Raw genomic sequence first — 21223 nt, 5'->3', positions numbered from 1 at the left:
CAATAGACAACTCCCCTTTTAATTTTTCCCCTTAAAAAAAAGCGAAGCATAAAATAATATTTTATGCTTCGTTTATTTTTTAAATACTTCAATTAACTTCAACACTTTCTTCTATAAATAACTAACAACTTCAATAAAGTTATTTATTTTTCTATAGACAGTAAAATCATACGAAGTTCCATATAAGAATAACTTTTATCTAGTTTACCTTTAAGATCAGACAAGCTTTCAAATTCAGTATTTTCAATATCTTTAATTATTTTTTTATACTTTTCTAAGGAAATTAACTCTAAAACATCAACCTCTCCAGAAGGTATAAAACTAACCAAATGACTTTCTATGGTACCCACTGTTAAAGATCTTTCATTTGCTATCTCTTTTAAGGACATTCCAGATTTAAACAACTCAAAACTAATTTGTTTAGTTGACTTTTTATCTTCCTTTTTTTGTTCATTTAACTTATTTATACCATTCTCTTTACAGTATTCTTCTACAACCTCTAAAATTTCTTCCCCGTGTTTATTAACACGAATTTTCCCCATTCCATTTACCTTTAACAATTCTTTTTTAGTTCTTGGTAATGCATCGCAAATTGCATATAATGTTTCTTGAGTAAACACTTGAAAATGTGGAATACTTAAAGATTTAGAAATATCATCTCTTAATTCACGTAATTTTAAAGCCAAAATCGGGTCTCTTTTTGAAGAAAGTTTTTTCTTTTTAGTAGGTGCTGTTTTTTGCAATACAGCATTGGCCCTTACTTGTAAATACTCTTGTACTTTAAAACCCTTTGTCATTTTTTTTAACGCAAATAACTTCTCTTCAAGTTTTTCCTGTAAGGCATCAAACTGTTTAGAAAAATCTTTTTTTACTGCTTTATTATCAGATGAAAAAGAAATAGCATCTAATGGTGTTTGTATTTTATTATTTGTTTGCGTTAAAAAATAATCTACAGCTTTTATAAATCGTTCCTGAATAACTGAACTATGTTCTGGTAAAACTTCATCATTAGACATTTGACTTAATTGATTTTTAAACCCATTGGAAACCTTCATTAAAGTAACTACCCCTTCATCTTTTATAACTTGCAAATAATCAATCACCTCACCTTTTATACTTGTTTTATTCTTATAAAAAATATCAATTAAACGAGTAACTGGATACAATAAATACTGATAATCGAACAATTCAGAAACTAGATTTAATTGAAACTGCTTTTCAGATTCATTTAATACTTGTTCATTAGGATGATTCTCTTCAACACTTTCATTAAATGAACTTACCGTTTTATCATTAATTATTGCATTACTAGAAATTTGTGTTTTTAATACCAATCCTTCTAAAGAAGTACATCTACTCAAAGCCACATAAGTTTGTCCATGAGCAAAAGAAGCTTCTGCGTCTATAACAGCTTTTTCAAACGTTAAACCTTGACTTTTATGAATAGTTATTGCCCATGCTAATCGTAATGGAATTTGAGAAAAAGAACCCGCTATGTCTTCTTTAATTTCTTTAGTATCTTCATTAATTGAATAATTAATATTTTCCCAAGTTTCTTTTTCTGTAATAATTTCATCTATCTCATTCCTACACTGTACTGTAACTGAATCACTAGAAATATCAGTAACAATTCCTATTTTCCCATTAAAATATTTTTTTTCAGGTGAAGAGTCGTTTTTTATAAACATTACTTGAGCTCCAACTTTTAACTCTAACTTTTCACTATTAGGATACGAATTCTCATTAAACTTCCCAGAAACTTCAGCTTCAAAATAACTACTTCTTGTTTTTAATTCCTTTAATTCTGAATCATTAATTGAGTTCGCTCTTTTATTATGTGTTGTTAAGGTTATATATCCATCTTCTTTACTTGGAGAAAAGGTAGGGTTATAATGTTCATTTAAAATACTAGCAGATTCTTTTGACAAAGAATCATTTCTAATCTCATTTAAAATTTTAATGAATTTCTCATTTTTTTGACGGTAAATATATTTTAACTCAATAGAAACTACATTTGCTTCTTGATATGCTTTACTACTAAAAAAATAAACAGTTTTATAATACTGCTGAAGCAAACTCCATTCATTTGGTTTTACTACCGGGGCCAACTGTTGTAAATCTCCAATCATTAAAACCTGAGCACCACCAAACACTTTATTTCTATTCTTATATCGACGCATTACTTGGTCTATTCCATCTAATAAATCAGCTCTAACCATACTAATTTCATCAATAACAACTAAATCTAACGATTTTATAATATCAATTTTAGTTTTCGAAAATTTACGTTGTTGATTAGAAGTATTTGTTATTTGATTTGGTAAAATAGGACCAAATGGCATTTGGAAAAAAGAATGAATAGTAACTCCTTTTGCATTGATTGCTGCAACACCAGTCGGAGCAACAATAACCATTCTTTTTAAGGATTCACTTTTAATTTTATGCAAAAAAGTAGTTTTTCCTGTACCAGCTTTTCCTGTAATAAAAAGATTCCTGTCTGTTTTCTCTATAAACTGTAAAGCAAGCTCTAGCTCTTTATTTTCAATCATTCTATAGGTTTATTCTACTTTAGTATTTTTCAATTTATTTTCTTAATACTCTACAATCAAATACTTTCAAATTAAAACTTTTTAAGCTTAAGTTATTTGTTATAAAATCATGATTTTTTAGTAATAATATCCAATGTAGCAAAATTTCATGAAATAAAAAATCCTACACAAACTGTGTAGGATTTTTTATATTTATGAAACCTAAAATCGGCTTACATTTCTAATGCTTTTGTAGGATTATTATCCATTAACAACTCTACTGGATTTTCTAAAGCTTCTTTAACAGCTACTAAGAAACCAACAGACTCACGTCCGTCAATAATTCTATGGTCATAAGATAATGCTACATACATAATTGGTTGAATTACAACCTCACCGTTAACAGCCATTGGGCGGTTTACAATATTATGCATTCCTAAAATTCCACTTTGAGGAGGATTAATAATTGGTGTAGATAACATAGATCCGAAAACACCTCCATTAGTAATAGTAAATGTTCCACCAGTCATCTCATCAACCGTAATTTGACCGTCACGAGCACGTAATGCTAAACGTTTTACTTCACTTTCAACACCTCTAAAAGATAAATTTTCTGCATTTCTTATTACAGGAACCATTAACCCTTTAGGACCAGAAACTGCAATAGATATATCTTGAAAATCGTGTTTAATTTGGAAATCACCATCTATCATTGAATTTACATCAGGATATAATTCTAAAGCTCTAACAACTGCTAAAGTAAAGAAAGACATAAACCCTAACCCAACTCCATGCTTTGCTTTAAAATCTTCTTTATACTGCTTACGTAAATCAAAAATTGGCTGCATGTTAATTTCGTTGAACGTAGTTAACATCGCTGTTTCACTTTTTACAGCTACTAAACGTTGCGCAACTTTTCTACGCAACATAGACATTTTTTTACGTTCAGTACCTCTTGAACCGTTTGCTGGTTGGGTTCCCATTGAAGGTACAGCTTTTACAGCATCTTCTTTAGTTACACGCCCATCTTTTCCTGTTCCTTTCACACTAGAAGCGCTAATTCCTTTTTCTGCTAATACTTTTTTAGCAGCTGGAGAAGCAGTACCTGTTGCATAGGTATCATTTTTAACTTCAGCTTTAGGAGCTTCAGCTTTTGGTGCCTCCTCCTTTTTTACTTCAGTAGAAGACCCTCCTTCTGGTTTAGCTGCGCTCATATCAATAAGACATACTACAGCCCCAACCTCAACAGCGTCACCTTCTTCAGCTTTTAAAGTAATAATTCCACTTTCTTCCGCAGGTAACTCTAATGTTGCTTTATCAGAATCAACTTCGGCAATTGGTTGATCTTTTTCAACATAATCACCATCTTCAACTAACCAAGTTGCTATTTCTACTTCTGTAATTGATTCCCCCGGAGAAGGAACTTTCATTTCTAAAACACTCATGTTTTTTATTTTTATTCTGAAATACTTTCTTTCTTAATTTAATCGAAAACCTTATCTAAAACTCTTTGGTGACGACGTTTGTAACGTGCACTTGAACCTGCAGCAGGTGCAGAATGATAGTCTCTAGACGCACACTCTAATTTTGCTAATTCAAAACGCTCTAACATATACCCCCAAGAACCCATATTTTTTGGTTCTTCTTGTGCCCAAACATAACGCTCAACATTTGGATATCTATCCATCACTTTTTTAATCTGATCATTATGTAATGGAAATAGTTGCTCTATTCTAACTAAAGCAACATCTTCTCTATTTAGTTCTTCACGTTCAGCTAATAAATCATAATAGAATTTCCCTGAACAAAACACCATTTTTCTCACTTTAGAAGTATCAACAGTATCATCTATTACTTCTTGAAAAGTTCCATTTGCTAATTCTTCAATTGTATTTACAGCTTTAGGTAAACGCAATAAACTTTTTGGTGTGAAAACAACCAAAGGTTTTCTAAAATCACGTTTCATCTGACGACGTAAAATATGATAAATATTAGCAGGTGTAGAACAATTTGCTACAGTCCAGTTATCTATTGCTGACGACTGTAAGAAACGTTCAATTCTTGCAGAAGAATGCTCAGGTCCTTGACCTTCATAACCATGAGGTAATAACATTACCAATCCGTTTTGCAATTTCCATTTATCTTCAGCAGAAGATATATATTGATCAAACACTATTTGTGCACCGTTAGCAAAATCACCAAATTGAGCTTCCCAAATAGTTAACGTATTTGGAGCTGCCATTGCATATCCATAGTCAAAACCTAAAACTCCATATTCAGATAAGTGAGAGTTAAAAATAGTCATCTCACCTTTATTATTAGGATTTGTGTTTAATAAATTAACACGTTCTAAAGTTTCTTCATCTCGCATAATAGCGTGACGATGAGAGAATGTTCCTCTTTCTACATCTTCTCCTGAAATTCTAATATTATACCCTTCTTCTAATAAAGTTCCGTAAGCTAGGTTTTCTGCAGTTCCCCAGTCTAATGAATTATCTTCAAAGACCATTTTTTCACGTCCTTTTAAAATACGTTCAGCTTTACGCACAAACTTATGTCCAGTTGGTGTAGTCGAAATTACTTTTGCAATTCCTTTTAAAGCCTCTACAGAATACGAAGTATCTACAGGTTGAAGCATATCTTGTAATTGCTTACGAACAAAACCATCCCATACTTCAGGCATGAATTCTTGAATCTTAGAAGTAGTTTTCTTTTTAGACTCAGTAAATTCAGCTTCTAAATGAGATTTAAATTCATCAGTTATCTGTTTTACGTAGTCAGAAGAAATACTACCTTCTTCAATTAATTTTGCAGCATAAATTTCTTTTGCATTTTTATGCTTTGAAATTGCTTTATATAATTTAGGTTGAGTAAAACGTGGTTCATCTCCTTCGTTATGACCATATTTACGATATCCTAATAAATCAATATAAATATCTTTTTTAAATTTAGTTCTGTACTCAACAGCCATTTCCATAGCATGACAAACAGCTTCTGCATCATCAGCATTTACATGTAATACTGGAGACAACGTTACTTTAGCAACATCTGTACAATAAGTACTTGAACGAGCGTCTAGGTAATTGGTTGTAAATCCAACCTGGTTATTTACTACAACATGAATTGTTCCCCCTGTTTTATAACCGTTCAAATTCATCATTTGACCAACTTCATACACTATACCTTGACCTGCAATTGCGGCATCACCATGAACTAATATTGGTAAAATTTTACCATTATCTCCTTTATAATCTAAATCAACTTTTGCACGAACAATTCCTTCAGCAACCGCATCTACGGTTTCTAAATGTGATGGATTTGGAACCAAATTCATCTTCATTTTTTGTCCGCCTTTATATTCTTTACTTAATGTTAACCCTAAGTGATACTTAACATCTCCATCAATATCTTGGTCTTCAAAATCTTTACCTTCAAATTCGCTAAATAAATCACGAACAGGTTTCTTAAAGATATTAACCAATGTATTTAAACGACCACGGTGTGCCATACCTAAAACACACTCTTCTACTCCATATTTTTCAGCAGCATCACGAAGTGCTACACTTATACCTGGAATTAATGTTTCACCTCCTTCAACAGAAAAACGTTTTTGCCCAACATATTTTGTTTGTAAAAAACTTTCAAATGTAGAAGCTTGATTTAGTTTAGTAAGAATATATTTTTTCCCTTCTAAATCATACATAGGGTGATTATCGTTTTTATTTAAACGACTTTGCCACCATTTTAATTCTTCAGGGTTTCTTAAATACATATACTCTACCCCAATACTATCACAATAAATTGCTTTAAGGTGAGAGATTATTTGTGATAAAGGACTTGGCCCCATACCTAAAATATCTCCAGCATTAAAGACTGTTGATAAGTCTGATTTATTTAAACCAAAATTCTCTAAGTCTAGGCTAGGTTCATACTTTCTTCTTTCTCTAACTGGATTTGTTTTAGTAAACAAATGCCCACGAGTTCGGTATCCATTTATTAAATCAATTACCAAAAATTCTTTACGTACTTCTTCAGGAATTTCAATTGAATTTTCTTCGTCTGTTAACGAATAATCTTCATTTGCCAAATCATATCCTTGAAAAAAACTTCTCCAACTTGGTTCTACCGCATCAGGGTTTTTTTGATACTGTTCGTACAAATCACCTATAAAACCTGTATGTACTGCGTTTAAGAACGAAAACTTGTCCATATTTTTTGTTATACTTTTCTTTATATAAGAATAATGACCACAAAAATACAACTTTTAAGAAAAACAAGGTTTTTTTTTATTCTTAATTTCTGATACTTTTTTGCACAAGCTAATATATTTTGAAAGAATTTTATTCAAAAAAACGTTTAATAACGATTTGATTTTCAAATAGTATTCATTCTTATTTATTTTTTTATCACTTTTTATTTGCAGATATTAAAAAAACACTTAAATTTGCACTCGCATTTTAAGATTTATATCATCTTAAATTCCTCCTTAGCTCAGTTGGTTAGAGCATCTGACTGTTAATCAGAGGGCCCTTGGTTCGAGTCCAAGAGGAGGAGCAGAAGGCAACTTGGAAGCCGATAATTTCCAAATTTTACATAGATTGTTCTATATGAACATTCCTCCTTAGCTCAGTTGGTTAGAGCATCTGACTGTTAATCAGAGGGCCCTTGGTTCGAGTCCAAGAGGAGGAGCAAAAAAAAGACTTTACAAATTGTAAAGTCTTTTTTGTTTCTATCTAATCTATCTATATCGCAATAATTATGCGAATGCTTTTTTTCGTAAAAAAAGTTTTTCTTGTAAATACTTTAATGCTTCAACTTTAGATTCTGTATCAATAACTACGGAAACATTATTATCATTTTTACCAAGAGATATCATTTTAACAGGTATATGTTTTAGTATATCAAATATTTTATGTGTTTTTTCATCATCAATTATAGAATTCCCGACAATACAAATAATAGTATTTAATGAATCAATATTAACCTCAGCATGAACCTCAATTTCGTTAACAATTTCTACAAGATTACTTGTATCATCAATAGTTAATGATATTGACTCTTCTGAAGTAATTACAACTCCTATAGAAGTTTTATGTTTATCAAAAATCTCAAATATCTCTTTTAAAAAACCATGTCCACCTAAAGCAACTTTAGGTTCAATTTTAACTATGGTTATTTTATCTTTTCCAGAAATAGCCTTTACACCTTTTGTATAAGCATCACTAGATATAACTGTTCCAGTTTTACTAGGCATAAATGTATTCTTTAATATTACTGGAATATCTTTTCCTGCCAAAGGTAAAACAGTTTTTGGGTGTAATATTTTTGCACCAAAATGTGCCAATTTAGATGCTTCTGCATATGACAAATAAGGCACTGACTCTGTATTATTAACATATCTAGGATCATTATTATGAAGCCCATCTATATCTGTCCAAATTTCTATTTCTTCTGCATCTATTGCTGCGCCTATAATTGTTGCCGAATAATCACTCCCTCCTCTCTTAAGATCTGTTATAATTCCATTTTCATCTCTACAAATAAAACCTTGTGTGATATATACTTCAGATTTAGGTAAATGCTCTAATACTGATTTTAATGTGTCTGAAACCTTTTCTATATTAGGTTTATCTATAGAATCAACCAGCATAAAATCCTTTGCTTTTAATAATGTATTTGGTACTCCTGAAACATTTAAGTACTCAGAAAATATTTGAGTTAAAAGCGCTTCCCCATAAGTTATTATTTTAGATTTTAAAGATTCTGAATATTGCTGCTTAGTCAATTCTGAAATTTCTTTAATCATATTAGAAATTTCTTTTTTTAGCTTTTCCTTTACTTCATTATCAACAATTAAAGAATGTATAACATCAATATGTTTTCCTTCTAAATTATATAAATATTCCTTTATACGTATTGTATTGTTATTTTTAACATCCTCTACAATAGAAACTAATTGGTTTGTAACTCCAGACATTGCAGAACAAACAACAATTATTTCTTCATTCTTTTTTTCAAGGATGTCTTTTACTTGAGACAAACTTTCAATTGATCCTAGTGAAGTTCCTCCGAATTTTAATACTTTCATTTGGTTAAGTTTATAGCATTACTATTTACTGAACACTTTTAAATTTATGAGTAATTCAAAAGGTTCAATACGTTATTTTAAATAAATTTATTTGTAATTAAATCACAGACAGCTGCTTACTTTTTTCAACAGCATAACATAATTTTTGAACAATAGCTTTAGGGTGTTTGAAAATAAAAAAATGATCACCGTGTAATACTTCAAAACTACATGGACCAGAAGTTACTTTTCCCCATGCTTTCATTTCTGTAATCGTTGTTTTATTCTTTCCCTCTCCTATTTCTTCTGTACCTAAACATACTTGAATAGGTATCATAAATGGTAAGTTCCCCGTTTTATATTTATAATTTTCTATTGATTTAAAATCAGATTTTAAGATTGGGTAATACAAATTTAATAAGCTTTCGTTTGCTAAAATTTCTTTTGGCAAACCACCCATTTCATTTACTTCTTTCCAAAATATTTTTTCAGAGAGTTGAGATTTTTTATTTACAATTTTGTCGTATTCTGGAGCTCCTCTTCCCGTAAAAAACAAACTATTAGGTAATTTAAATTTTTCCTCTCTTGCTTTTTTAAGCAATTCATATCCTAATAATGTTCCCATACTATGTCCGAAAATAATATATTCACTCCCGCCTACAACTGATATTAATTGAACAAAAAGATCCTCAGCCATTTCATTTATTGTTTCAATGAATTCCTCAGTAAATCGCTCACCTCTTCCGGGTAACTCTAATGTTACCCATTCAATATCTTTTGGTACATATTCTTGAATTGCTCTGTAACAATATTTATTCCCCCCTGCATATGGCAAGGCTATTATTTTAGTTTTAGTTGTTGTTAAAGCTTGTTCCATTTTTAAATAATTACTTATCCTTAGCTTAGTACTACATTTTGAGCTTCAAACTTATTTTTAAAGAACATTATCAACTCCTCAGCTTTCATTTCTTTTGAGATTTCGTCTTTAAGAAAAAAACGAGCTATCTCTAATTGATCATCTTCTGGATTATTTTTAATATGCTTACAAAGTTTATCTATTTGTGTAGCATGCAAAAAGTTCCATGTAATTGAAATACTATCAGATACACTAGTTACATCATGAAACCAACCTGAAGGAAAAAGTATAATCTCTCCTGGTGATAATATATCTTCATAATCAGGTGTTATATTAGAAAAATTTGGAAACTTTATATGATCTGGATTTTTAACATCAACAAATGCTCCTTTACTCATCACATCCTGTTCCTTTTTAGGACTGTATAAAAATATTTCTTTTTGCCCGTGAAATTGACACAAAACAGCATTACTCACAAATGGATCTTTATGCAATCTTGTTCTAGAGCCTTTTCCTGAGATAAACAATCCTTTATATGGGTATCCATACTCATTAATAGTTCTTTTTTCAGCATTTTTATTACTTGGAATCACCAATGATGTATCTGGTATAAAATAAGGTTGACTCCATGCATTTTTTAATCTATCAAAAACACTATCTGACCAATAAAACTCAACTTCTTTTAGTTTTGTATACCATCTCATGTACTGCTTTGCCGGCCCATCAGCTTCACTTCTAAAAAAGTTAGTATTGATATACTTTTCTAATGACTGTACAGTTTGTAAATCAAATAAGTCATTATATACCTGAACTTTCTCATCACCAAATTCCTTTATAAGATATTCTGGTGTAAATTTTTCCATATCCCAGTTTTCCATACCATCAGTCACAATAACTGGTGTATTTCCTACGATATAGTTTTCAATAAAACTTTCTTCTGATATACTTTTTACTCTAGGTACTTTCATTTTTTCTTTTTTGATTAGATATAATTTATTAAATAACTGATTATAAGAAGTATTAGATTAACTAACATAATTTAAATATGATTTATAAAGTGGAAAAATAATTTTTTCTGGAACTTTAAGTCCAAGACCTGCATATGTTAATGCATTGTAATACACATTTTTAAGAGGCGCTCCTTTCCATAAAGTAGCCACTCCTTTTCTTGCACTTTTTGAAGTATGCCAATCAATATTAAATGATACCGATTGACTTAATCCATGTACCTGATGAAGCATTCCTGAAGGCATAAAAAGAATATCTCCAGGCTCTAATATTGCCTCCATTATCTTAACCCCTTTTGCCTGAGGGAACTTTTCATAATCTGGATTTTGGGGATCAAATTTTGCCCATCTCCATCCTTCCATATAGCAATCCTTTTTTTGGTTTGCTTCTATCAATATAAATTTCTTTCTACCTGCAACCTGGAAGAATAAATTATTTGTCAATAGCGTATCAAAATGCAATGGAGTTAAACTACCTGTCGACCCCATAAAAAATTGAATATAGTTTTGCCATTTAGACCAGTACCATTTAGGTAATAGTTCTTTAGGAAAAGGATTTATATCAGATAAATACTCTGGAAACATGTAAAAAAAAGGAAGGTCATGTAAATACCCTGGCTTTGTTGCCTTCAACCCCATTTTAAGGTTTTGCTCATACTCCTCTAGCTGCTCCACATAAGAACTAAGCTGCATTTTTTCTTTTTTACCTTCACTTATATCTCCTACTTTTATAGCTACTTCTTGCTCTTTTCCTTTTGATTTAAAGTATTCGGAATCCCAATTCAGAGCTTTCCATTTATTTGTCATTCCTCTTATTACTACAGGCTTATTTTTATTTACATATTCCTTATAAAAAATACCTCTATTCATACTTTTTTCAATAGGAATGTGTTGAAAAGACTTTAGTTTTTTTAATTCTTCTATCTTATCCATTATTATTTAATTATTTAGTTATTTGTCTTTTTAATCTAAAGTGTTAGCGAATGCTACTTCTTTTTCTTTATCTATATTTTGGTTCTCTTTTTTTATTTTGTCTTCATTGTTCTTTTGACTACTCTTATCCATCTCTATATCATACATTAGATCTAGATTTTTTATTGACTTTGTTCTACTAAACCATAGTGAAATCAAAAAGAGCAAAACTCCAGAGACAGTAAAAACAATTATAATAGCTAGTGTAACACTGGTTCCTGGAAAATAATTAACTACTGTTTTTGGAAAAGCTGTAACCATATTTTTTAAAGTATCTACTAATACTCCAGATAATAAAAAAGCTAATGGACCAGCTGCACCAACTAATAACTCTTCAAAACCTCCTAATCTTCCAATTAATTTTACAGGGGCAATTGCTAAATAAAATGCTTCATTTATAACATCTGAAATTGTAAATAGTATAATTATTGACATTCCTAATATTGCTAAACCATATGTATTCACGCTTGTCCATAAACAAGCTATAAGAATTCCAGCAAAAATATTAGCGAACATAATTTTTTGAATAGGCTTTTTAAATTTCTTTACTCCTCCCATTATTAAGGCACCTACAATCATACCTAAACTTACTATTGTCATTATCTTTGAAACAGCATATTCATCGGCAAAATCTAATATTAAAGGAGTGAACAATACTTGTACTAAACCAATTAAAAAATGAATAATAAAAAAGAACGCTAGTAACTTAATAAGTCCTTGTCGCTCAACCAAGAAACCTTTCACTAGCTTCCAGTCGTTTTTCATATTAAATTTTTCTTCTGTTTTTTCAACAACCACAAACTGTATCATAAAAAAAACAAGTATAGCTACAGAAAAAGTAACGATATCTATCAAAAAAACTTTATCCATTCCCATTAGCCTATACAATGCAGGAGCAGCCATAGGAACCCCAACATTTATTAAACCAAATAAACCTAGTGATATTCCTTGAGCATTTACTAATTTACTTTTAGGTACTAAAGCTGTAGTAGCAACATAGAAAGCAGTAAAAACAAACATACTTGCAATAGAGCCTATACCAGAAACTATCATAATATGCCAAGGTTTCAGCTCTCCACTGTTATATAATAACATCAATATAAGAGTACCAATACCAGCTACTACCTGCCCATAAATAATCATTTTCTTTTTACTCCACCTATCAACTAAACTACCTATAAATGGAGCTAACAAAACTGCTGGAGCTTCTTCAAAAAACCAAATAAATGAATAGGATGTAATTGACGGGTTTGGTTGTTTAAGCACCCAAACACCTAAACAAAAATCAGTTAATTCAGTGCCTAATAATGAAAACATTATTAGGCCTAAATACAAGAAATATTTTTTCATTATTTAAAAAATCAGAAAGAATTAGTAAAAAACAATTTTGCTTTTTTAATTAAGCAGTTACAAATTCTTTTACAGAAAGTTGCTTCATGTGAGTTGCTATCGATTGAACATGCGGTTCTTCTAACATCGTTCCATGATCACCAGGAACCGAAAATACCGTTACCTCTCTATCCATGAATTTTTGCCAGCCAAGTTCTCCTTCTATGCCTTCTTCTATAGTTTTAAATACATACACAGGCACATCTCTCTTTTCTATATCCTTAGGAATATAATTAGATAAGTTATTCGCTATAAAAACATTAACTCTACCTCGCATTTGCTCTTCAATAGCCTCTAAGTTTGGAGACTCTTTAGCCAAATCAAAAACAATTTCTAATTGTTCTTCTTTTGTTTTTCCCCTTAACATTTTACTATCAACTTCAATATTAGTATCAAATAACCCGTTTATTTCCTCTACTAAAAAGTGTGCTACTTGATTAAACGCTTTATCATCTAATTCATCTTCCTCAATAAAATCTGGTGCTACAGCTTCAAATACAAACAACTCTTCTACTTCAAACCCATTACGATACAATTGTTGCATCATCTCATAAATAATATCACCTCCAAAAGAATATCCTGCTAAACGATACGGCCCTTCAGGATCAACAGTTTGCATTTCATTTATAAACAAAGTAGCAAGTTCCTCTACAGTTTCTATGTAAGGCGTTTTCCCATCTAAACCAGGGCATTGAAATCCATACAAAGGCTGTTCATTACCTAATTGTTTTGACAACTTAGAATATCCCATCGAGTCTCCTCCAGCTGGTGGTGCACAAAATATTGGTTTCATTGTTCCTTCTTTTTGTAAAGCCACTAAAACATCTTTTTTAAACTCAACGTCGGTTGCATAATATTCACGCAAAGAAGCTATACTTGGATATTCAAATATATGTGCAATCGTTATTTCTCTTGGTAATACATCATTCATCCTAACTACCATTTGAATTGCTAGTATTGAATGCCCGCCAAGTTCAAAAAAACTATCATTGATCCCAACTTTTTCAACTTCTAATAATTCTTGCCAAATAACTATTAATTTTTCTTCTATTTTATTTCTTGGTCCTTCATCATCAATTGCAGAAGCAGAAGAAACTATTGGTTCTGGTAACTCTTTTTTATCAATTTTACCATTTTTAGTTAATGGCATTTCATTTAAATTTACCCAAACTTGTGGAACCATATAATCAGGAAGCTTGGTTTTTAAATAATTCTGTATTGATAGTCTATCAAAATCCCCTTCAGTTACAACATAACTAACTAATCTATTATTACCTAAAGAATCTGGTTTAGCTATAACGCAACAACTGTTAACTGTAGGTTCTTGTGATAATATATTTTCTATTTCTCCTAACTCAATACGATATCCTCTAATTTTTATTTGATCGTCTTGTCTTCCTAAAAACTCTATGGTTCCATCTGGTAACCACCTTCCTAAATCACCAGTTTTATATACTTTACTTTCTGACTTTATAAAAGGATTTTCAATAAAGCTTTTTACTGTTCTTTCTTTATCATTAATATAACCTTGTCCAACTCCAATACCTCCTACCCATATTTCACCAACAACTCCTAAAGCACATAAATTACTTGAAGTATCCACAATATACAACTGCATATTTGCTACAGGTTTACCTATTGAAACAATTCCTTCACTAGGTAATTCTCTCATAATATGTAAACTTACATCATCAGCAGCTTCAGCTGGGCCATAAGCATTTACAACTGCTACAGATGGATAATACTCAAACCACTTAGATAATAATGAATACTGAACAGCTTCACCTGTTACTAAGAAATATTTTAATTTTTCTAGCTTCTTTTCTGAATTAGCATTTAACAACTCAGAAACATATGAAGGTACTAATTGAAGTATGCTAACATTTTCATTGTATAATGACTCTTGTAATATGAATGGATCAGATATTTGACGCTCACTATACACTTCTATTTTACCTCCACATAACAAACCACTTAACATTTGCCAAACAGAAATATCAAAAGTAAATGGTGCTGTAAATGCAACTACACTAGTAGCATCCATTTCTAATTCATCTATCATAAGAAGTAAATGATTTAACATTCCTTGCTGCGTAATCATTGCTCCTTTGGGTTTTCCTGTACTTCCAGATGTATAAATGACATATCCTAATGAAGATGGCTTGCTTTTTACTTTTAGCGGTACTTGAGGTTGACTTTGGTATATTTTATCACTTTCTGATAGCATTACCATGTTTATTTTATTCGACAACTCACCAACAGCATCCTTTCCTTTCTCATCTACCAATATTACATTGCATTGAGCGTCTTCAAATATATGCTCTATTCGTGCCTCAGGAAAATCTGGTTTCATTGGTACGTATGCTCCTTTAGCTTTTAAGATTCCTAATATACCTATCAGCATATTTTCAGAACGATCTAAACATATTCCTACTAAATCATTTTCTTTAACCCCTATACTTTCTAAGTAATATCCTAATTGATTGGTTTCTTGATCTAACTCTTTATATGTAATTTTCTTTTCTCCAAAAGAAACCGCTATAGAGTTTGGCGCTTTTTGAACCTGTTCCTCAAAGAGCTCAACAAATGTTTTATCTAAAGGATAATTTACATGCGTATCATTAAAAATATGTAATAATTGATGCTCTTCTTCTTTTGTTAAAAAAGACAATTTCTTTACCTCTTGATCAGCACCAGTAATTATATTTTTCAACAACTCTTGATAATGAAGCAAAAAGCGATTAATTGTTTCTTCTTTAAACAAATCAGTGCAATACTCCATATCTAACGACAATCCTAATTCATTTTCTTCTATTGTTAAATTTAAATCAAACTGTGATGTATTCGCTTCGTATTCATATGGTGAAAAAGTTATTCCTTCTAGTTCTATTTCTTCTTTTTCTTCCGGAGTATTTTGAAGTGTAAACAACACTTGGAATATTGGACTCATACTCATATCTCTATCATCAACAACACGATCTACAACCTTTTCAAAAGGTGTTTGCTGATGCTCATAACCCTCTAAAGTTGTTTCTTTAACTCTAGATAAAATTTCTGTAAAAGTCAAAGCTCCTTTTAAATCAGTTCTTAATGCTAATGTATTTGCAAAAAAGCCAATCATATCTTCCACGTCAGACTGTGTTCTATTGGCTATTGTTGTTCCAATACAAATATCTTCTTGACCGCTGTACCTAGATAGTAAAACTTTAAATCCTGCCAGCAATGTCATAAATAAAGTAACATCCTCTTTTTTACTAAAATCAACTAAAGCTTTTGTTAAATCTTTATCTAACTCATACTGAATTGCAGTTCCTTCTTTACTTTGTATTGATGGTCGTATATAATCCGTTGGTAATATTAAAGGTGTAATATCTTTTAATTTATTTCCCCAATATGACAATTGAGTATCTAAAATTTCTCCTTCAATATATTTTCGTTCCCAAAGAGCATAATCTGAATATTGAATTTTCAACTTTGGTAATACTGGCTCTTCTTTGATTTGTAGCATTTTATATGTGCTCATAAATTCTGACACTAAAACACCTTGAGACCATCCATCACTAGCAATATGATGAATTACACAAGCTAGAACATAATTATTATCTCCAAGATTATATAGACAGGCACGAAGCATAAAATCTTCCGATAAATTAAATGGTTCTTCTAAAAATGAAGTTATTACTTCCTCTTCATTTTTTTCATCTAATAAATGTGTGATTAAATTCCATTTTTCTGATTCTAAAAATTGTTGATAGCCAACACCTTCTTTAGCATATATTACCGCTCTTAAAACCTCGTGTCTTTCAATAACAGTTTTTAATGATTTTTCAATATTCTCTATACTCAATTTTCCTTTTAATCTAAGTACTATAGGTATATGATATTCAGTACTTCCTTGTAACTGATCTAAAAACCATAAACGTTCTTGGCTAAATGATAATGGTATATCGTTTGTTTTTTCTTGAACTACTAATGCTGGTAAGAGTGTTTTTGATGATTCAGCTAAATGAATACTTAAATTAGCAATAGTTGTATGTTCAAAAATAGCTTTGATTTTTACTTCTAATTTTAATTCACTACGAATCATAGAAACTAATCGTGTTGCCAATAATGAATGACCACCTAGCTCAAAAAAGTTATTGTGTATTCCTATTTTATCTACTTCTAATAACTCTTCCCATATTTTAACAAGTTTTACTTCAATCTCATTTCTTGGAGCCACATATTCTTGTTGAGATATACCAGATAATTCGATTTTCTCTAAACTCTTTTTATCAATTTTACCATTACTTGTTAATGGCATTTTTTCTAAACTTACCCAAGTTGTTGGAACCATATATTCAGGAAGCTTTGTTTTTAAATAAGTTTCTATTTCCTCATTCTCAACAAGACCTTCTTTTACTATATAACCTACCAGCCTTTTAGTACCTTCAGTATCACTAACAGCTAATACACAATTGTTCTTAATTACAGAATGCATTGATAAAACTGCCTCTATCTCTCCTAATTCTATACGATACCCTCTAACTTTAACCTGATCATCAGTTCTACCAAAAAATTCTATATTTCCATCTGGTAACCACTTTGCTAAATCTCCTGTTCTATATATACGTTCTCCTTTAACAAAAGGATTAGCTATAAATTTTTCTTCTGTTAATTCTTCTCTATTAATATAGCCTCGTGCTAATCCTGCTCCTCCAACACATAATTCTCCCACAACACCCTTTGGAAGTAATTGTTGAGTATCACTTAAAATATAAGCACTTGTGTTTCCTATAGGCTTACCAATAGGAATTTTATCTGTAAAATCATCTTGAAAAGTAGTAGCACATATACTTGTTTCTGTTGGTCCATAGGCATTAATATATTTTCCTCCCTTATTTACAAATTCAAGTGCTTCATCAATTGGAGCTTGCTCCCCTGCTGTTATTAACACTTCTAAAGAACGTAAAGAATCAATAGGCATTAGCTTTACAAAAGCAGGAGGTAATGTTGCTATAGTTATATTATTTTCACTTAAATAATTTGCAAAATAATCTAAATCAGATTTTTTGTCTTCTTCAATAATAAACAACTTTGCCCCACTTAAAAGTGGTAAGAATATTTCCCAAATTGATGCATCAAAAGATGAACTAGCAAACTGCAAACAATGAGTTTTCTCATTAATATTTAAAGCGTCAATTTGTGTATAAACAGTATTCACAATACCCTTATGCTCAATCATAACACCCTTTGGATTCCCTGTAGAACCTGATGTATAAATTACATATGCTAAAGATTTTTTTGTTATTTCTATTTCTGGTGCACTTGAAAGGTAATTTGCTTTTTCTTCTTTAAAGAGATCCAAAAACTCTTTATCAATAACTATCGTACTTTTACTATCTTTTTCAATATATGAAATACGTTCTTGTGGGTAATTAGGGTCAATAGGTAGGTAAGCTGCTCCTGTTTTCAAAACAGCCAAAAAACTTATGATAAGATCATTACTTCTTTCTAATTTTACTACAATTAAATCTTCTAAAGCAACTTTATGTTTAGATAAAATATAATTAGCCAATCTATTAGATTCTTCATCTAATTGTTTATAAGTCAATGAAACTCCTTCAAATATAATCGCTTCTTTATTTGGTGTTCTACCTACGTTCTCTCTAAACAAATCAACTAATGTCTTCTCTTTAGGAGAATCAACTGAAGTATTATTAAAATTAATTTTTAATTCATTTTCTTCTGCAGTAGTTAATATGGATAATTTATTTATGCTTTGATTTTTATTTGTAATAATACTCCTTAACAATTCTTGGTAATGAACCAACATGCTTTTAATAGTTTCCTCTTTAAAAAGCGCTGTACAATAGCCCATACTCAAAATAATATCTGAAGCTTGTTCTTCAACATTTAATGTAATATCAAATTGTGAAGTAACTTCTTTATACTCATAATCAGAAACAGATAATTCTTCTAGTTTTATTTCTGAGTCTTGAGGTGTATTTTGTAAAATAAATAGAACTTGAAATAATGGAGACATACTCATATCTCGAGTATCAACTACTCTATCTACTACTTTTTCAAAAGAAGCTAGTTGATTATCATACCCTTCTAAAGTTGTACTTTTTACTGCCTTTAATACTTCCTTAAAACTAGGATTATTACTCAAATCAGTACGAAGTGCTAAAGTATTTACAAAGAACCCAATCATTCCTTCTAACTCTGATTGTGTTCTGTTAGCTATTGGTGTACCAACACAGACATCTTCTTGTCCACTATATTTTGATAATAAAACCTTAAAAGCAGCGAGTAATACCATAAACAATGTAACCCCTTCTTCTTTACACAACTCTTTTACTGCTTTGCTTACTTCTTTATCTAACTTAAAATCGACACTATACCCTTCAGTACTTTGAATAGAAGGCCTTGGATAATCTGTAGGCAATGACAAAGATGTTATTCCTTTTAACTTTTCTTCCCAATAAGTTAATTGTTTATCTAATACAACTCCTTCTATATATTCACGTTGCCACACTGCATAATCTGCATATTGCAATTCTAGACTTTGTAATTCAGTATTTTTATTTAATTTTAATGAATTGTATATTTCTTCAAATTCAGTTATTAAAATACCTTCTGACCAACCATCACTTGCAATATGATGAAACACCATCGCTAACAAACATTGATCGTCTTCTAAATGGTAAATCTTAGCCCTAAGCATATAATCATTTTCCAAATCAAAAGGAGACTCCATAAAATTGGAAATTGTTTTTTCAACACTTTCTTTTTCTAAATTACTTTCAGGTAAATGCCAATTTTCAGAAGAAATAACTTCCTGAAATCCAATACCATTTTCAGATTTTATAACGGTACGTAATACTTCATGACGCTCTATTATTGTTTTTAACGTCATTTCCAAAATAGAAGCATCTATTTTTCCTTTTAACTTTAATACAACTGGCATATGATATTCTATACTACCTTGCAATTGATCTAAGAACCATAAACGCTCTTGACTAAATGATAATGGAGTTCGTCCTTCTTTTCTATGAGAAACAATAACTGGTAATAATACGCCCTCAGATTTTTTTGACAAGTGTATTCCTAAGTCATTTATAGTTGAATAAACAAAAACATCTTTTATCGCTATTTCAAGTTCCAATTCTCTACGAATTGTTGACACTAAACGTGTAGCCAATAAAGAATGCCCTCCTAATTCAAAGAAATTATCATAAACTCCTACTTGTGAAACTCCTAATAATTCTTGCCAAATATTCACCAAGTGTTCTTCTAACTCATTACGTGGAGAAACATAATTATTTATTTGAATTGATCGTTCTCCTGAAAATTCTGATTCATATATTGATAACAACTTCTTTACATCTACCTTATCACTTAAGTTCTGAGGAAACTCTTCTACTATACAATATTGTGATGGATGCATATATGTTGGTAATTCAGACTTACTCAACTCATGCAACAACTCTGTTATTGAACCCTCATCATGATTTAAACCTATAGTACTTAATACCACAAAGCATAATAACAATTCTTTATCAGCTTCATCTTTATAAACTAAAACATGAATATCCTCTATTGATTCTGGCTTTCTTAATACAGAAGCGATTCCTTCTAACTCTACTCGATGTCCTCGTATTTTTACTTGATGATCTTCTCGTCCTAAAAACTCTATATTTCCATCTGGTAACCATCTTCCTAAATCTCCCGTTTTATAAAGTACGTCTCCTAATAAATCTGGATATGGATTGGGTATAAAACTCTGAGATGTACGTTCTGGTAACCCTAAATAACCTGCTCCTACTCCTACTCCACTTACACATAACTCTCCAGTTACTCCTATTGGACATAATTGTAAATTATCATCCAAAATAGCAACATTCATATTTGGTATTACGCGACCTATTGGAACTCTTGATTGACTCTCTGGAAAATCTTCAGTTATCTCAAATTGAATTACGTCATCAGATGCCTCACAAGGTCCATAAGCATTCAGTAAACGGATTTCTGGATAAATACGTCGTAAATCATTCACCAATCCTACTGGAATTGCTTCACCAACTAACATTATCCATTTTAATGTTGTTAATGCTATTGCTCTTTTACTTTCTTTTATATAAGATAATAAGCCCCACATATAAGTTGGAACAAACTCTACCAAACTTACTTTTGTTCGGATAATCGTTTCTAATAATGACTCATAATCTAACAACTCATATTTATCTACAATTACACTTGCTCCTCCTTTTAATAATGGTCCTAAAATTTGCCATACTGAAATATCTGAACCTATTCCTGCACTTTGTAAAAAACGGAAACCATCTGCTAATTCTAATAGTTTATACTCTGCCAATAAATGGTTCATTGCTCCGTCATGACGTGTAATCGCTCCTTTTGG

9 protein-coding genes and 2 tRNA genes are annotated in these 21223 nt (G+C 30.8%); 2 read left to right on the top strand and 9 right to left on the bottom strand.

Going from position 1 to position 21223, the window contains the following annotated elements:
• Positions 1 to 143 precede the first annotated feature (143 nt).
• The 3 genes from DS884_RS03820 to DS884_RS03810 all read right to left on the bottom strand — a co-directional run bounded on the left by DS884_RS03820 (position 144) and on the right by DS884_RS03810 (position 6750).
• Positions 144 to 2549: a helix-turn-helix domain-containing protein gene (locus DS884_RS03820; protein ID WP_113785858.1), complete on the bottom strand. Its 2406-nt coding sequence runs from the start codon at positions 2547 to 2549 to the stop codon at positions 144 to 146.
• A gap of 212 nt (positions 2550 to 2761) precedes the next feature.
• Entirely contained in the window at positions 2762 to 3973 is a 1212-nt protein-coding gene (odhB, locus tag DS884_RS03815; protein WP_113785857.1) for a 2-oxoglutarate dehydrogenase complex dihydrolipoyllysine-residue succinyltransferase, read from the bottom strand.
• Positions 3974 to 4011: 38 nt separating this feature from the next.
• Positions 4012 to 6750 carry a 2-oxoglutarate dehydrogenase E1 component gene (locus DS884_RS03810; RefSeq protein ID WP_255405274.1) on the bottom strand — a complete coding sequence of 913 codons (2739 nt, stop codon included), beginning with the start codon at positions 6748 to 6750 and terminating at the stop codon, positions 4012 to 4014.
• A 258-nt stretch (positions 6751 to 7008) separates the two neighbouring features.
• Between DS884_RS03810 and DS884_RS03805 the strand changes: the two genes are divergently transcribed.
• A tRNA-Asn gene (locus DS884_RS03805) sits at positions 7009 to 7082 on the top strand.
• A gap of 61 nt (positions 7083 to 7143) precedes the next feature.
• A tRNA-Asn gene (locus DS884_RS03800) sits at positions 7144 to 7217 on the top strand.
• 67 nt (positions 7218 to 7284) lie between these two features.
• On the opposite strand, the gene DS884_RS03795 is transcribed toward DS884_RS03800, so the two are convergent.
• The 6 genes from DS884_RS03795 to DS884_RS03770 all read right to left on the bottom strand — a co-directional run bounded on the left by DS884_RS03795 (position 7285) and on the right by DS884_RS03770 (position 21211).
• Positions 7285 to 8616, bottom strand: a complete 1332-nt coding sequence (locus tag DS884_RS03795) for an aspartate kinase (protein WP_113785856.1) — start codon at positions 8614 to 8616, stop codon at positions 7285 to 7287.
• 97 nt (positions 8617 to 8713) lie between these two features.
• Positions 8714 to 9472, bottom strand: a complete 759-nt coding sequence (locus DS884_RS03790; RefSeq protein WP_113785855.1) for a thioesterase II family protein — start codon at positions 9470 to 9472, stop codon at positions 8714 to 8716.
• Positions 9473 to 9492: 20 nt separating this feature from the next.
• Positions 9493 to 10419, bottom strand: a complete 927-nt coding sequence (locus tag DS884_RS03785; protein WP_113785854.1) for a cupin-like domain-containing protein — start codon at positions 10417 to 10419, stop codon at positions 9493 to 9495.
• A 57-nt stretch (positions 10420 to 10476) separates the two neighbouring features.
• Positions 10477 to 11391 (bottom strand): cupin-like domain-containing protein, encoded by a 915-nt coding sequence (locus tag DS884_RS03780; protein WP_113785853.1) that lies wholly within the window; start codon positions 11389 to 11391, stop codon positions 10477 to 10479.
• Between the two features lie 30 nt (positions 11392 to 11421).
• Positions 11422 to 12780: an MFS transporter gene (locus tag DS884_RS03775; RefSeq protein ID WP_113785852.1), complete on the bottom strand. Its 1359-nt coding sequence runs from the start codon at positions 12778 to 12780 to the stop codon at positions 11422 to 11424.
• A gap of 49 nt (positions 12781 to 12829) precedes the next feature.
• The gene (locus tag DS884_RS03770) at positions 12830 to 21211 is read right to left on the bottom strand and encodes a non-ribosomal peptide synthetase (protein WP_255414818.1); all 8382 of its coding nucleotides are present in this window, start codon (positions 21209 to 21211) and stop codon (positions 12830 to 12832) included.
• Between the last annotated feature and the right edge of the window lie 12 nt (positions 21212 to 21223).

Origin of the sequence: Tenacibaculum sp. E3R01, assembly GCF_003318185.1 — a bacterium.
GTDB classification, from domain to species: Bacteria; Bacteroidota; Bacteroidia; order Flavobacteriales; family Flavobacteriaceae; genus Polaribacter; species Polaribacter halocynthiae.
This window is presented reverse-complemented; position numbering and strand designations above follow the sequence as displayed.

Bases quoted from the DNA above. Each gene is read 5' to 3' on its own strand.
- DS884_RS03820 (WP_113785858.1), bottom strand. From the start codon at position 2,549: ATGATTGAAAATAAAGAGCTAGAGCTTGCTTTACAGTTTATAGAGAAA.
- odhB (WP_113785857.1), bottom strand. From the start codon at position 3,973: ATGAGTGTTTTAGAAATGAAAGTTCCTTCTCCGGGGGAATCAATTACA.
- DS884_RS03795 (WP_113785856.1), bottom strand. From the start codon at position 8,616: ATGAAAGTATTAAAATTCGGAGGAACTTCACTAGGATCAATTGAAAGT.
- DS884_RS03790 (WP_113785855.1), bottom strand. From the start codon at position 9,472: ATGGAACAAGCTTTAACAACAACTAAAACTAAAATAATAGCCTTGCCA.
- DS884_RS03785 (WP_113785854.1), bottom strand. From the start codon at position 10,419: ATGAAAGTACCTAGAGTAAAAAGTATATCAGAAGAAAGTTTTATTGAA.
- DS884_RS03780 (WP_113785853.1), bottom strand. From the start codon at position 11,391: ATGGATAAGATAGAAGAATTAAAAAAACTAAAGTCTTTTCAACACATT.
- DS884_RS03775 (WP_113785852.1), bottom strand. From the start codon at position 12,780: ATGAAAAAATATTTCTTGTATTTAGGCCTAATAATGTTTTCATTATTA.